General features: G+C 56.5%; 16 protein-coding genes. 11 read left to right on the plus strand and 5 right to left on the minus strand.

The genetic code is table 11. The features are described from left to right. Window positions 1-203: 203 nt before the first annotated feature. Together RBB63_RS18810 and RBB63_RS18815 are read right to left on the minus strand one after the other, a co-directional pair. Window positions 204-995, minus strand: a complete 792-nt coding sequence (locus tag RBB63_RS18810; protein WP_309386588.1) for an indole-3-glycerol phosphate synthase TrpC — start codon at window positions 993-995, stop codon at window positions 204-206. A gap of 62 nt (window positions 996-1,057) precedes the next feature. Then, complete coding sequence (locus RBB63_RS18815; RefSeq protein WP_309386590.1) at window positions 1,058-1,765, minus strand: rod shape-determining protein; 708 nt, start codon at window positions 1,763-1,765, stop codon at window positions 1,058-1,060. A gap of 352 nt (window positions 1,766-2,117) precedes the next feature. Between RBB63_RS18815 and RBB63_RS18820 the strand changes: the two genes are divergently transcribed. From RBB63_RS18820 to RBB63_RS18845, 6 genes are all read left to right on the plus strand, one after another. Further along, on the plus strand, window positions 2,118-2,273 hold the full coding sequence (locus RBB63_RS18820; protein WP_309386592.1) for a hypothetical protein: 156 nt from the start codon (window positions 2,118-2,120) through the stop codon (window positions 2,271-2,273). Beyond that, window positions 2,260-3,393, plus strand: a complete 1,134-nt coding sequence (locus RBB63_RS18825; RefSeq protein WP_309386594.1) for an RNA ligase RtcB family protein — start codon at window positions 2,260-2,262, stop codon at window positions 3,391-3,393. The genes RBB63_RS18820 and RBB63_RS18825 overlap by 14 nt, the downstream gene beginning before the upstream one ends. Next, window positions 3,390-4,022, plus strand: coding sequence for a peptide chain release factor H (gene prfH, locus RBB63_RS18830; RefSeq protein ID WP_309386595.1), 633 nt, complete (start codon window positions 3,390-3,392; stop codon window positions 4,020-4,022). Before RBB63_RS18825 ends, prfH begins: the two co-directional genes overlap by 4 nt. Before the next feature lie 63 nt (window positions 4,023-4,085). Beyond that, on the plus strand, window positions 4,086-4,688 hold the full coding sequence (locus RBB63_RS18835) for a CDP-alcohol phosphatidyltransferase family protein (protein WP_309386597.1): 603 nt from the start codon (window positions 4,086-4,088) through the stop codon (window positions 4,686-4,688). Continuing rightward, a complete protein-coding gene (locus RBB63_RS18840) occupies window positions 4,685-5,635 on the plus strand; it encodes a phosphatidate cytidylyltransferase (protein ID WP_309386599.1) in 951 nt (316 codons plus the stop codon). The genes RBB63_RS18835 and RBB63_RS18840 overlap by 4 nt, the downstream gene beginning before the upstream one ends. Next, window positions 5,636-6,283 carry a lysophospholipid acyltransferase family protein gene (locus RBB63_RS18845; protein WP_309386600.1) on the plus strand — a complete coding sequence of 216 codons (648 nt, stop codon included), beginning with the start codon at window positions 5,636-5,638 and terminating at the stop codon, window positions 6,281-6,283. 266 nt (window positions 6,284-6,549) lie between these two features. On the opposite strand, the gene RBB63_RS18850 is transcribed toward RBB63_RS18845, so the two are convergent. Next, on the minus strand, window positions 6,550-7,329 hold the full coding sequence (locus RBB63_RS18850; RefSeq protein WP_309386602.1) for an EI24 domain-containing protein: 780 nt from the start codon (window positions 7,327-7,329) through the stop codon (window positions 6,550-6,552). Window positions 7,330-7,440: 111 nt separating this feature from the next. On the opposite strand from RBB63_RS18850, the gene RBB63_RS18855 reads away from it, so the two are divergent. Beyond that, a complete protein-coding gene (locus RBB63_RS18855) occupies window positions 7,441-8,826 on the plus strand; it encodes a lactate racemase domain-containing protein (RefSeq protein WP_309386603.1) in 1,386 nt (461 codons plus the stop codon). 268 nt (window positions 8,827-9,094) lie between these two features. On the opposite strand, the gene RBB63_RS18860 is transcribed toward RBB63_RS18855, so the two are convergent. Then, entirely contained in the window at window positions 9,095-9,277 is a 183-nt protein-coding gene (locus RBB63_RS18860) for a hypothetical protein (RefSeq protein WP_309386605.1), read from the minus strand. A 130-nt stretch (window positions 9,278-9,407) separates the two neighbouring features. Here RBB63_RS18860 and RBB63_RS18865 point away from each other — a divergent pair, with 130 nt between their 5' ends. Together RBB63_RS18865 and RBB63_RS18870 are read left to right on the plus strand one after the other, a co-directional pair. Then, window positions 9,408-10,094 (plus strand): MazG family protein, encoded by a 687-nt coding sequence (locus RBB63_RS18865; RefSeq protein WP_309386607.1) that lies wholly within the window; start codon window positions 9,408-9,410, stop codon window positions 10,092-10,094. Beyond that, complete coding sequence (locus tag RBB63_RS18870) at window positions 10,060-10,806, plus strand: M48 family metallopeptidase (RefSeq protein WP_309386608.1); 747 nt, start codon at window positions 10,060-10,062, stop codon at window positions 10,804-10,806. Before RBB63_RS18865 ends, RBB63_RS18870 begins: the two co-directional genes overlap by 35 nt. On the opposite strand, the gene RBB63_RS18875 is transcribed toward RBB63_RS18870, so the two are convergent. Continuing rightward, window positions 10,803-11,342: a hypothetical protein gene (locus RBB63_RS18875; RefSeq protein WP_309386610.1), complete on the minus strand. Its 540-nt coding sequence runs from the start codon at window positions 11,340-11,342 to the stop codon at window positions 10,803-10,805. The genes RBB63_RS18870 and RBB63_RS18875 overlap by 4 nt on opposite strands. Before the next feature lie 87 nt (window positions 11,343-11,429). On the opposite strand from RBB63_RS18875, the gene glgB reads away from it, so the two are divergent. Both glgB and RBB63_RS18885 read left to right on the plus strand, forming a co-directional pair. Continuing rightward, window positions 11,430-13,670 carry a 1,4-alpha-glucan branching protein GlgB gene (gene glgB, locus RBB63_RS18880; protein ID WP_309386611.1) on the plus strand — a complete coding sequence of 747 codons (2,241 nt, stop codon included), beginning with the start codon at window positions 11,430-11,432 and terminating at the stop codon, window positions 13,668-13,670. 60 nt (window positions 13,671-13,730) lie between these two features. Continuing rightward, on the plus strand, window positions 13,731-14,534 hold the full coding sequence (locus RBB63_RS18885) for a fumarylacetoacetate hydrolase family protein (protein WP_309386613.1): 804 nt from the start codon (window positions 13,731-13,733) through the stop codon (window positions 14,532-14,534). The last annotated feature ends 13 nt before the right edge of the window (window positions 14,535-14,547 follow it).

The following is a 14,547-nucleotide window of genomic DNA, read 5'->3' on the forward strand; positions in this document are numbered from 1 at the left end:
CAAACCCAAACATATCTATCGAACACTCAAACCAATCCAAACAAATGTGTAACCCATGTCCCCGCACAAGTGTTACCCATGTTACCGGTCTATACAGAGACGATCCGCGCCACCTTGGAGTGATTCATTTAAATACCACACCAGTAAGGCGGCTAGTCAAGAGATCACCGCTGTGCGGGACAGGCAGCGCTCTTGCGTCTACCTCAGACGCGGTGGAACTCTTCGACCAGCTCGCTGGGGTCTTCCTGCTTCATGAGCGCCTCGCCGCAAAGGATAGCCTTGGCTCCGCAAGCGCGGGCGCGGGTGGCGTCTTCGCCGGTGAAGATGCCGCTCTCGCTGACCGGGATCACCTCGTCTGGCATTTGCGGAATGATTTTTTCGGAAATGCCAATATCGGTCACGAAACGGCTGAGGTCGCGGTTGTTTACGCCGACGATTTTCGGGCCAAACTCCAGGGCGCGGTCGAGTTCGCGTTCGGTATGGACCTCAAATAGCGCATCGAGTCCGGCGGCTTGCGCGGCGTCGTAGAGGCGGTCGATTTCGTCGTCTTCGAGCGCGCGCACAATGATGAGCATCGCCTTGGCGCCGGCCTCAGCCGCTTCAACAATTTGGATCGGGTGGATGAAGAAATCCTTGCGCAGACAGGGGATGTCGCGGCGGTGGTCACTGAGGAAATCTGTGACGTTGCAGAGGTCATTCAAACTGCCGCCAAAATACTTTTCGTCAGTGAGGATGGACAAACAGTCGACTTCCGCATTGTGGTATTTACGGGCTTGCTCGGTGGCGTCGGGCAGCTCAGCAATTTGCCCGGCGGATGGCGAGCGTCGCTTGATCTCAGCGATGACGGCCAAGCCTGGAGGCGCGAGCAGGGCGTCTGCAAAGGTCTTGCCGGTCAGGTTGCGGGCGAGGCGGTTGAGTTCGCTATCGCGCACCGGGCGAATGCGGTGTTCAATTTCGAGGCGCTTGTGCGCCATGATTTCGGCAAGTTTGTCCATGGCTGAAACCTGCGAATGAAAGCGATTCCTACGCGCCTGGCAAGGCGGGAGATACAGGGCGGTTACTTGAAGAAGTACTTCAGGTCCTTCAATACGTGGAAAGCGCCATTAAGGAGCGCGCTTGGGTTCGTGACTTCCAAGTTTGGGGCGGCTTCGGCTAGGAAATCCCAATGCTCGCCGGGTAATTCCTGAGGGGACCAAAGATTGATGGTCGAGTAGCCTTCACGCTGGGCTTGGACAATATATGATTGAACGGCTTGCAACGCGCTCAAGGAATAGGGCTGCAAAGTGGATTCAGCGCTAGTTCGATTCGAGTGCTCATGGCGCTCGGCGAAAATAACCAAGGATCGATCGATGCGCATCGTATCAAGTAAAGATACCTCAATGCGACTGGGCTCCCACAGTAGATAGATACGCCTGCCTTGGGCTTCGAATTGCTCGGTTTCGTGGCCAATTCCGATGGCCATGGGACGTTCTAATAGCCAAACTTCGCGTGCGCCTGCATGAATGGCTGCGTCCTTAATAGCGCGGCGCTGAATTTCGTTTCTGAAGTACGCGCAGATTAGAACTTTTGGCGGCACGAATGAGCGGTGTTTAGCTGTCATTTGAATGGCCTGACGAAAACTCACTTCGAGTGTTTCGATTTGGAATGCGGGATCATACAAGTCTGATTCAGGAGGGAGCTCAAAGGAGAACGCCTCAGATTTAAGGCTACGCGTGCTTACTTGATTCTCTGCTATGGTAATTGCGACGTCGTTTGAAAAAATCATGGATTCTTCCTGGATGACAGACTTTCACTGTGTGAACTAAAGGAATAATTTATTTGAATGATCGTTTTCGCATTGACCTGATAAATGGATACACTATGTTTTCAGCATCCTTGGATTCAACAAGGAGGTTTTCAATGTCGTTATACCAATCCACATTCGTGACGCTTTAACGTAACCCGGCCTGATTGTTTGGCCGGAGAGTTTTACGCGCGTCACCCATTGAAGCAGCAGGCTTCAACCAAGCTGAGTAACAACGCCGCCGCAGGGCTGTGCGTGTGCCCGGTTGTGCCTGGAAATCTGACGTAACGGCGCCGTGCATTGGCGTCGCCTGACTTAACTGTGGATAATTCGTATGAATCCGAATCTACGGGGCCGCCGCATATTGGCCCGTGATAAACACCTGCTCTCCCTACAGCGAGAGCTACATAAACACTACGACATTCAACGCAGCGCTCCGCTGATCGAGCAGCGCATTGAATTGGAGGAATTACATTATGGAGACGATTGAAAACAATAAGAGCACGGTAAGCTTTGTATCGCAAAGTAAAGACTGGTTTGACGGTAAAGCCGTGGACGAGCTAATGCGTGTTTCACAACTGCCGGGCATGCGGAGAGCGGTCGGCTTTCCCGATATGCACTCGGGCATGGATACGCCTAATGGCGCGGCGTTCCTGAGCGAAGGCGTTTTCTACCCGCACTTGATTGGTAACGATATTGGCTGTGGCTATCACCTGGCGCAGACGGATATTCGGAAACGCAAGCAGAAGCTGGATCGCTGGACGAAGCGCCTCGCTGATCTCGATCAACCCTGGAACGGCGATGTCCAAACTTGGCTAACGCAGCGTGGTTTGGCGTCGACTGAGTTCGATGCGAGCATGGGCACGATCGGCGGTGGCAATCACTTTGCCGAACTGCAGGAAGTGCATCGTGTGGAGTCGAAGGCGGCGTTCGCGAAGGCCGGTCTGGATTCGGACAAACTCTTCGTGCTCGTGCACAGCGGCTCGCGTGGTTTGGGGCAACGCATCCTGCGCTCGCACGTGGATGCGCATCGCGCCGACGGCCTGCGTGTGGGAACCAAAGACGCCGAGGCTTACGAGTCGCAGCATGACCATGCGGTCTGTTGGGCGCGCGCCAATCGTGGCTTGATTGCCGAACGCTTTGCATCGCAAATCAATGCGCGGCTAACGCCAGTGCTCGACCTGCCGCACAACTGCATGCAGTTTGTGATCGAGGAAGGGCGTCAGTATTGGCTGCATCGTAAGGGCGCTACGGCGACGGGGCGCGGGCTGGCTGTGATTCCTGGTTCGCGTGGCGCGTTTACGTATCTGGTTTGGCCGCTGAAGAACTCGGTCGAGCATTTGTGGTCCATTGCGCATGGCGCTGGCCGTAAGTGGGATCGTGGTTCGACGGAGGCCCGCATGCGTGACTACTACCGCAAGCAAAGCCTCGTGCAAACCGAGCTCGGCGGACGCGTGATCTGCGAAGACAAGTCGTTGCTCTATCAGGAGGCGCCGCTTGCTTATAAGAATATTGAAAAGGTGATCGAGCAACTTGTTGCCGACGGCCTGATCGAAGTGGTGGCGACGCTGCGGCCGCTCATTACCTACAAGAAAAGGAGCAAGCAATGAAAGCATGGGTGCAAATCACTTCGGGCCGCGGGCCGGAAGAGTGCTGCCTTGCGGTGGCGGAGCTAATGCGCGTGTTCGAAAAGGAAGTGCGTAAAGCAGGCTTCGCGATCGATCTGCTAGAAGCGATTGCAGCGCGGCATCGGGGGACTTATTTATCGGTGCTGCTCACAGTGGAAGGTAAGGGCGTGCGCGACTATTTGAAGTCGTGGGAAGGCACGGTGCAGTGGATTCAACCGAGTTCCTATCGGCCCAATCACGGGCGCAAAAATTGGTTCGTCGGCGTGAATGTTTTCCACCCGCCGGAGGAGGGGGAGAAAGTATCAACTCAAGATATCCGCTATGAGGCAATCCGAGCTTCGGGCCCCGGAGGACAACACGTCAACAAGACCTCAAGCGCCATTCGCGCCACGCATGCGCCAACGGGACTTACCGCCACCGCTCAGGAAGAGCGTTCGCAACTGATGAACAAGAAACTGGCCACCGCGCGCCTGTTGCAACTGTTGGCCAACGAGGCGCAGGCGAAGCAGGATTCGCTGCAACAGAAGGTTTGGCATCAGCACAACTGTCTGGAGCGAGGCAATCCGGTTCGCGTCTACAAAGGCAGCCCCATGCGGCGCGTGTCTGGCTAGTTTCAAGACATTGGTTTGACTGGACGAACTGACAGAATACCGTATGACTGGGTGCTTTAATACATGAGTATTTACGAACTCAAAACACGGTTTCAGAATCTGTTGCGGCCCATTTGTCAGGATTTGGCGCGGCGTGGCGTAACGGCCAATCAGGTGACGCTGGCGGCGATGCTGCTATCGATTTTGCTGGGGCTGCTTCTGTGGTGGAGCGGTGGCTCGCGCTGGGTGCTCATGCTCGTGCCGATCTGGCTGTTTATCCGGATGGCGCTCAATGCGATCGATGGCATGCTGGCCCGCGAGCACGACATGAAGTCGAGCCTCGGCGCGGTGCTCAACGAGTTGGGCGACGTCGTTTCGGACACTGCGCTTTACTTACCATTCGCGGTGATTCCTGGCGCGCCCTCTGGCCTGTTCGCGATCTTTGTGGTGTTGGCGATCTTAAGTGAAATGACGGGCGTGGTCTGCGTGCAGATCGGCGCCAGTCGCCGCTATGATGGACCAATGGGCAAAAGCGACCGCGCCTTTGTTATCGGTTTGCTGGCTTTTTTGATTGCGGTTGGCGCAACGCCAGGCGCCTGGCTGTTTTGGTGGATGGCGGTAGTTAATGTCCTGCTCGTCGTGACTGTCTTGAACCGTGCTTGGCGCGGCTTATGCGAGGTGAAATGAACTTCTGGACCCCGCCTACGACCAATCTACTGATCACCGCAGGCGTAGTGTTTGCGCTGTTGATTTTTGCCAGCATATCAATCCGCATTTTAAAGCTTCGCAATCCGCAGAAGGACTATCTTGAGCTAACGCAGCGTACGCAAAGTTGGTGGGTGATCTGCGTGCTCTTTATGGGCGCTATTTTGCTCAGCGGCGTGGCGGGTCTGTTGCTCTTTGCCTTTATATCGTATCTGGCGCTCAAGGAATATTTCTCGCTCATCCCCACGCGAAGAGTGGACCGGCGAGTCCTGTTTTGGGCCTATCTGGCAATCCCGATTCAGTATTTTTGGATCTATATTGGCTGGTATGGGATGTTTATTATTTTCATCCCGGTTTACATGTTTCTCATTGTGCCGATTCGCTTGGTGTCGCTCCAGGAAACCAGTGGCTTTCTACGGTCGGTGGGCGCCATCCACTGGGGGCTCATGGTGACGGTGTTTTGCCTGAGCCACGCCGCTTGGTTGTTTGTGCTGCCGCAGGAAGTGGATGCGATGTCGCTGGCTAGCGGCGCTGGGATGGTGCTGTTTTTGGTGGGCATTACGGAGCTCAACGACATTGCGCAATTTCTGTGGGGCAAGTCTTTAGGGAAGCGGAAAATCATCCCTGGAGTCAGCCCCAATAAAACCTGGGCTGGCTTTCTTGGTGGAGTCGGAACGAGCGCGGTGCTGGGCGCAATTTTAGGGCCACAGTTGACACCGTTATCCTGCTTGGCTGCGTTCTTCATTGGCGGTGGCATTGGAGTGTTCGGCTTTCTGGGGGACGTCACGGTATCAGCGCTCAAGCGCGATCTCGGCATCAAGGACAGCGGATCTATTTTGCCCGGACATGGCGGGGTGCTGGACCGCATCGACAGCCTGATGTTCACCGCGCCGCTTTTCCTGCACTGCATGCGGTATTTTTACTTCTAGATGAGTAGCGTCTGGCTCAAGAAACTTTTCTTTCTGCTGGTGGTGCGACCACTGGTGATCCTGGTTTTAGGGGTGAATATCCGCCATACTGACCGTGTGCCGCGCCGTGGGCCGGCCATCATTCTTGCGAATCACAATAGTCACCTCGACACCTTTGTGCTGATGTCGCTTTTTCGGTTGAAGCGCTTGCCGGAACTGCGTCCCGTGGCGGCAGGGGATTACTTTTTGCGCAATAAATTTCTTGCCTGGTTCTCGCAAAGCATCGTGGGCATCATCCCAATTCAGCGGACGAAGCCAACCGCCAATGAAAACCCAATGACGCCACTGCTGGCGGCGCTTGATCGAGGTGAGACATTGATTCTTTTTCCGGAGGGAACGCGTGGTGAGCCCGAGAAGCTGTCGGCTTTTAAATCTGGGGTAGCGCACCTGATGCGTGATCGGCCAAATGTTCCCGTGACGCCAGTATTCCTACATGGCTTGGGTAAAGCCTTGCCGCGAGGCGAGGCGCTGCTCGTGCCCTATATTTGCGATATCAACGTCGGTGACGCTGTCTCTTGGCAAGGAGATAAGGGGGCGACAATGGAACTACTGCAGAAGGTCTTTGCGCAGTTGAAAGCCGAACTGCCGCGACCGGAAATGGATGACTAGAGCACTTTTCATCTAGATTGGCCGATCAGGCCGCAGTGATTTTTCGTGTCCAGCAAGGCGGCTTAAGCGTCGCAGGCTGGAAGCCTGTGAGCGAAAAGCCAACAACGCTGGCGCGGAAAAGCACTCGGTTTAGGGCTTGGGGCCAGATTGGAAGTTCGCGGCGTTGGCATTTCAATCACGGGCTTCCAGCCCGCTTAATCAAAGCCGCCTTGCGCTGCATCCAATCTCTACCCCACCTGACTCGGCCAATCTAGATGAAAAGTGCTCTAGCCTGCTGCTTCCTCGGGGATTGGCATCGTTTTCGCCAACGGCGAGTCTGCTTCGATCTGGATGCCGTAGATGACGCCGGCGACGACGGAATACGTCGGGCCGATGATCCAGCCGACGATTGGAATTGCCTGGGCGGCCAAGCCGACGACGCCAAAGGCGGACGTGCCCCAGAAGTGTTGGCGGATCGCGCGCAGGGAAGCCTTTGGAGCGTAGCCCGCGCGGTCGAGATATGGGTCGATGTAGGAAACGCCGCTGAGGAACATTTGTGCGGGGAATTGGAGGAGGAGCGCCAGAATGAAGCCGACGAGCGGCACAAAGCCCAGGGCGATGCCCGCGATCATGACGCTGATCGATAGCGCAAAGGTGATCAGAAACATCAGGGCCGGGCGTTTGATGGATTCCCAGAATGTGCGCTCGGCGTGATATTCGGCGCTTTTTATTTCGCGCTCAATTTCGACGGATAGTTCGTCGAGAAACGGGCCAAAGCAGATCATGACCAAGCTGCGAAACGCCACGTAGAGCGGCCCCGAAAATTGAAACAACACCACGATCCAGAACAGGGCTTTCAGCCAAGCGGGGATTTTTTCTTCGTCGAAAAACAGACGTTCCACTGCGCTGATCATCCAGTCGCCCACTGCCAGGTAGGCCGCAAAAAACAGAATTGAGACGAGGATGGAGATGCAAATGGGCCACGTCAGGTATTTCCAAAATTGCTTTTTCCACAGCAGTTTATGGGCGGAGCGGTAGGCGGAAATTGGATTGGTAATCGCTTTCATGTAGATGGCGGCTGTAAAATTACTTATGACCTCAAATAGTTGAGCTCAAGAAATTTGCGATGCGCGATGGGCATTGACCTCAACGTGATTCCTGCGTGAAGTTTAGTGCCTATGGAAACCCTTCCGTCTGTTCTCCTGCCGTTTGGAAAAGCGAACATCGCGCTGAACCTGCCCGAGTTTGTGGACGTGCTTTCAATGGGGTCGCCCATTGCGTTGGAAAATCCGGCGCAAGCGGTGCAGGATGCATTGGACAACTCCATTGGTTGCCCCGGGTTCGATAAGGTTGTTCAGCACAAGGTGTCGCTGGGCAAAAATCCATCGGCGGTCATCGTGATTTCCGACAACACCCGGCCCGTGCCGTATCGCGGCGAGTCCGGGATCCTGTGGCCGATTGTGGAGCGGCTGCTGAAGCATGGGGTGAGCGCGCATCAGATCGTGGTGCTCGTCGCCACGGGCATGCACCGTGGGCTAACGAAGGATGAGATCGGCACGATGATCGACCGCCGGGTGTTGGAAGCCGGTGTGCGCGTGGTTAACCACGATTGCCAGGAAACGGAATGCCTGACCTACCTGGGCAAGACGAAGCGCGGTAGCCAGACCTACATTAACAAGCGCTACCTGGAGGCCGATATTAAGATCCTCACGGGCTTGGTCGAAAGCCATTTCATGGCGGGAGCCTCGGGCGGACGGAAGTCGATTTGCCCCGGGCTGATTGGCGAGGCGAGCACCTTTGTTTTTCATGGTGCGCCGATGATGGCCGACCCCAACACGACCGACCTCAAGCTGAAGGGCAACCCCTGTCACGAAGAGGCGTTTGAAGTCGCAAGCAAGGCGGGCGCCGACTACATTGTCAACGTGACGCTCGACCATGAGTTTAATCTCACTGGCGTGTTTGCCGGGCATTTGAAGAGCGCGCACGAGGCGGCTGTCGAGCACTTGAAAACCTACACTGCGGTGCCCTGGAGCGGGGAGTATGACGTCGTGCTGACGCATGCTGGCTTTGTGGGAATCAATCACTACCAAGCCGCAAAAGCGGGAACGGTGGCGGCGCGCGTTGTGAAGCCTGGCGGCCATGTGCTGATGGTCGCGAACACCACGGACACCGACGTAGTGGGCAGCCTGGCTTATCGCACGGTGTTGCAGATTTTGAAGCTGAGCGGACCCGAGGCTCTGGAGAAAATTCTCCTTTCGCCGGATTGGAAATTCATCCCCGAGCAGTGGCAGGTGCAGATGTGGGCGCGACTCTTTAAGAAGATTCCACTCGACCATTTTCACTACTACAGTCCGCAGTTCACAGAAGCGGATTACCGCGTGTGCGCGGGCGGTCGACTGGCGGCGTTGGCTGGCGTTGACGCCTTGGAGCAAGATCCGGAAGCGCTCATTCCTGACTTGTTCAAGCAGGCGCTGAACAAGCTCTACGCCACTCACCGTGGCGACGAACCTCTGCGTGTCGCTTATCTGAAAGACGGGCCCTATGGGATTCCGCTGAAGGATTGATTGCATTGGGCAACTTTTGGGGCCTGTTGAGCTGAGCAACGCGCTGGCGTCTGTTCGAAAAGGTGGAGCCCGTGTCCCTACCGGGCTTGTTTCATCCTGCGGGTTGGACGTGGCCGAGCATTTTGCGGCTTTAATGGCGCGGCCAAATTCCCTTTGCCGATTGCGTCTCACAGCATGGGAGCGCTGGTGGGAAGGAAGGTATCGAACGGCCAATATTTTTATTTTTTGCGACTGGAAAGCGTTGCCCTGGCGCGCTGTTTGCGTATGCTCAACGTCCGTGAAAATGCAGAGGCAGATTTTGTCCATTCAGGCGGACGCTGAAGGCTGCGTAAGCATCGCCGACCGTGTGACCAAGCATCGCCGACTGTAAGGCGAAGTATCGACGACTGTCGGTTGAAGCGTCGCCGACGCTTCTTCCCAATACCCTGGGGGCGTTTATGTCGAAACCCATGGGTCTTGTGTCTCATTGCCCATGAGAGTCGTGTCAGTATGGTCCAGTGGCTTTGTTCAATTGCCTCATATTCGTCGGAAAAACGGTGTTGTGGGGCTGGGCGAGTTTCTATATTTCCTAGGCTAAACAAATGGCTTCAATTGATGATTTACGGTATACGGTGTCGCGCTTGCGCGGGCCGGGTGGGTGTCCCTGGGACATTGAGCAGACGCACCAAACGCTGTGCGACTGCCTGGTGGAAGAATGCGCGGAATTGCTGGATACCATTGATCGTCTGGACTTTGAGCACATGCAGGAAGAGCTCGGCGACGTGTTGTTGCAGGTGATCATGCACACGCAGATGGCCGAGGAGGAAGGGCGGTTTAGCTTCGACGACGTTGCGCGCGACATTAACGAAAAACTGGTGCGCCGACATCCGCATGTCTTTGGCGATCTCGACTTGAAGGACTCCGACGCCGTCTTGAAGAAGTGGGAGGAGATCAAGGCCGAGGAAAAAAAGAATGGTCTGCGCCCTTTGGAGGATGGCCCGTTCAAGCACCTGCCGCCGCAACTGCCTGCGCTGCGCTATGCGTTCAATATTTACAAGCAGATCGAGAAAAAGGAACTCCCGGTCGACAACGAATATGCCCCGGCAGTCGTTCGCGAACTCGCCGACGGGTTGACCGAGGAAAGCGCCGGCCGCGCGCTATTTGAATTGGCCGCTGCCTGCCGTGAGGCGGGCATTGATCCAGAAACCGCGCTTCGTCGCCACGCCAGTGAGACGCAGCGCGCCATTGCCGAACGTGTCACAGAAACAGAACAGTCTCCGGCTGGTTGAAGTCTCGACCAGCCAAGGCGCGCTGATGGTTCCTTATGAGATCCGTCGCTCGCGCCGAGCGCGCTACATCCGGCTAACGGTGGGTCGGCACAATCATGCGTTGTTGTCGGTGCCGTGGCGGTGCGCCTTCGTGGAGGCATTGGAGTTTTTGCGCAGTCAGGGTGATTGGCTGGCGCGCAATCTCAGCGAACACCCGACGCGGACTTCGTTGCGGGATTACCTGGAGCGCCATCCCCGGCTTTACGGGCTGGGCAAAGGCTTTCGCCTGTCGCAGGGCTTCACCCGCGCGAAACCGTTTTACGTTTACTCGACGGAAAATGACGAGGTGGAGCTGCGCGTTTCCTCCGAGGGAGATTTAGAGCAAAATCTGGTGGCGTTGGTCCGCGCGTTTGCGCAAGAGGTCATTGAAAAACGGACCTTCGAGTTGGCCGACGAAGTCGGCGTGAAGATCAAACGCGTCAGCGTGCGTGATCAGGCGACGCGCTGGGGGAGTTGCTCCAGCAGTGGAACCATTTCGCTGAACTGGCGGCTCGTGCTCCTGCGCACCAATCTGCAAGAGCACGTGATTTACCACGAGCTGGCGCACGTGAAGGAGATGAATCATTCGGCTTCGTTCTGGGATTTACTCCGCAAATTCGATGCGAACACCGATGCGCACAATGAGCAGCTCAACCCCGCTGGCGCCCGCCTCATGCCCTTGGGGCGCAGTTAGCTATCCGCGCCCGCAAACTTCACAGACGGGAAGACTTTTTTCTGCATTTCCAGATCGTGGCCGACAAGGTCAGTGACGGAGATGACGTATAAATAATCGCCCACGAGGAAAAACTGCGCCTCGCCGTCGTAGCCTGGTTTGCCATTCATTGGCGGGGTTTGGAACATGAGCTTCATGCCGTCAATTCCCTCGTAGGTAATGGGGTCCCAGGACAGTTCTTTGCCGTAGGCGCCCGAGAGGAATTTCCCTTTGGCGTTGCCGAAGATGGTGTCCTTGCCCGCAAAGAATAACGCGGCGCCCGGAAGATCGGAACAGGCGATGGTCACGTTGCCATCGTCGGCCACGATGACTTTGTAGATCTGGGTGTCGACGCTGCCGACAATTGAGCTGGAGCTCTCGGTGGTTTCGGTCGGTTTGCCCGGCATCTCCAGGGTGACCTTGTTGTTGTTAACGGATACAGTTTGCCAATTCATGTCGTCGGCAAAAGCCGCGGCGGCGCAGAACACGCAGGGTGCAAGGACAACAAATGACTTCATAAGCAAATTCATAGCGGGATATTAGCGTGCAATCAATCGTAAACCCTGGTTTGACATGGCAATCAGCACGGATGAAACTTTACTTTGATGCAAACCCCGCTAAGCATTTCCCCCGTGATTATTACCCAGGCCGAACTTGAGTCCGTTATCACCGCCCGGCACGCCGCCCCTCACGATATTCTGGGACTGCACACCGTGAAGCGAGACGGCGAAAAATGCCTGATTGCGCGCACCTTTCAGCCGGAGGCCGTCACGTGCGACATTGTCGATGTGCAAACCGATGAGCGTTTCCGCCTCAAGAAGCTTTGCCGCGAAGGCTTTTTCGAAGGCGTGCTTGAGGGGCGTTCCAAGCCGTTTGACTACCGTATTCGCATGGAAAACGCCAACGGCGAGGTGTTCCAAATTTGGGACCCGTATTGCTTCCTGCCAACCTTGAGCGAGGACGACGCCTACCTCTTCGGTCAGGGCAACCACCACCACATTTATCAAAAGCTGGGCGCCCATACGAAACACTACGATGGCGTGCAGGGCACGGCATTTGCGGTATGGGCGCCCAGCGCCAAGCGCGTTTCCGTCGTCGGTGAGTTCAACCACTGGGACGGCCGCCGCCACCCGATGCGACGCCTTGGCAGTTCCGGCGTTTGGGAGCTTTTTCTGCCCGGCATCGGCGTGGGCACGAAATACAAATACGAGCTCATCGGGGCCGACGGCTCACTCCGCCTCAAAAGCGACCCCTACGGCGAGTATTTTGAATCCCCCCCCCACAACGCATCCATCGTCTGGGAAACGGACGACTTTGATTGGGCGGACAACGAGTGGATGAACCAGCGCGCCTGCAAGGACTTCAAGACTCAGCCAATGTCGGTATACGAAGTTCACCTGGGCTCTTGGCGGCGCGTTCCCGAGGATGGCAACCGCCCGCTGAACTACCGGGAAATGGCGGCCGAGCTGACCCGCTATGTGCAGGAGATGGGCTTTACCCACGTGGAATTCATGCCGTTGGCTGAGCACCCGTTCGACGGCTCCTGGGGCTATCAGGTGACGGGCTTTTTCGCGCCGACACATCGTTTTGGCGCGCCGCAGGACTTTATGTACCTCGTCGATTACCTGCACCGGCACGGCATCGGCGTGATCATCGACTGGGTGCCCGCGCACTTTCCCAAGGACGCCTTTGCCCTTGCGCAATTCGACGGCAGCTGCCTCTACGAGCACGAAGATCCGCGCCTCGGCGAACACATGGACTGGGGCACACTTATCTTTAATTACAGCCGCCACGAAGTTCGTAATTTCCTGATCGGTAGCGCTCTGGCCTGGTGCGAACGTTTCCACATCGACGGGTTGCGCGTCGACGCCGTCGCCTCAATGCTTTACCTCGACTATTCCCGTGAAGAGGGTGAGTGGATTCCCAACGAATACGGCGGCAATGAAAACATCGGCGCCATCGAGTTTTTACGGCAGGTCAATGACTTGGTTCACCAGTATCATCCGGGCGTGCTCATGATTGCGGAGGAGTCGACTTCCTTCGGCGGTGTAACGAAGCCTACCAAGGAAGGCGGTCTCGGGTTCGACTTGAAGTGGAACATGGGCTGGATGCACGACACACTCGAATACCTTGCCCATGAGCCCATCCACCGCAAGTACCACCACAACGAGCTGACCTTCGGCATGCTCTACCAGTATTCCGAGCAGTTCATCACGGTGTTCAGCCACGACGAGGTGGTCCACGGGAAGGGCAACATGATCCTCAAGATGGGGGGCGGGTTTGAAATGGGCAAAAAGGCCGCCGATCTGCGTTGCCTCTATACTTGGATGTGGCTCTGGCCCGGCAAGAAATGCCTCTTCATGGGCTGCGAGTTTGGCCAATCTGTTGAGTGGAAATACGACAGCCAACTGCAGTGGGAGCTGTTGCAATACATTGACCACGCGGGCATTCAACTGCTGATCAAAGACCTCAACGCGCTCTATCACGCGCATCCCAGCCTCAGCGCGCACGACCTCGATCCCGCCGGCTTTGAGTGGGTCAACGCCGATGGCTACTGGGAGCAATCGGTTTCCATTTTCCTGCGCCGCAGCGCCAAGCCAGAGGATACTTTTGTCGTCATTGCCAACTTCACGCCCGTGCACCGCGATGTATTCCGCTTTGGCGTTCCCCACGCAGGGCATTGGAAGGAAGTCATCAATTCCAACGCCGACGTTTACGGCGGTCAGGGCTCGGGCAACGGCGGCGGCGTGAACTCCATCCCGGGCGAATGGGATGGACGCGATCACAGCATCGAAGTCGTCCTACCCGGGCACTCCGTGCTCGTGTTCAAATACGCCGGCGCGTAACTGGGCTGCTCTGGCAAATAGCGTTGCGTCGGGGGTAACCCGTGCGCTACGGCTATTGGCATGAAAATCGTTCGCGTGCGTACGGAAGGAAACCGCGTCGTTTACGGCGCGCTGCAAGATGGCGGCTCGATCCTCAAGCTTGAGGGCGACATTTGGGGAGATTTCAAAGTCTCCGGTGAAGCCGTGAGTGGCGAGCTGCTCGCGCCCGTTGAGCCGACGGGCATTTTCTGCATTGGCTTGAACTACCGGGCGCACGCTGAGGAAACCAACGCCGAGCTGCCCAAGCACCCGATCCTGTTCATGAAGGGCCTCAATGCCGTGAACGATCCGGGTGCGCCGATCGTCCTGCCGCGCCACCTGAACAGCACCAAGGTGGACTACGAATGCGAGCTCGCCGTGGTCATTGGCAAGGCCGCGAAAAACGTCAGTAAAGCGGACGCCTTGAGCTACGTGCTCGGCTACACCTGCGCCAACGATGTTTCCGCCCGCGACTGGCAAAAACACGGTGGGGGAGGGCAATGGTGCCGCGGCAAGACCTTTGACAGCTTTTGCCCTCTGGGCCCCGTTCTCGTGACCACAGATGAAATTACCAACCCGAATGCGTTGGCGATCTCCACCACGCTCAATGGTAAGCAGATGCAGAGTTCGAACACGGCGGACATGATTTTCAACGTGGCGTCGTTGATTGAATTTCTCAGTGGCAGCACCACGCTGCTGCCCGGCACCGTGATCCTCACGGGCACGCCTTCCGGCGTGGGCATGGGGCGGGACCCGTATGTTTGGCTACAGCCCGGCGATGAGTGCACGATTGAGATCGAGCAGATCGGCCAGCTAACGAATCCCGTGGTGGCCGAAGAGTGTTAAGCTGCGGCAACGA

This window comes from Cerasicoccus frondis (genome assembly GCA_031296915.1).
Taxonomy (GTDB): Bacteria; Verrucomicrobiota; Verrucomicrobiia; order Opitutales; family Cerasicoccaceae; genus Cerasicoccus; species Cerasicoccus frondis.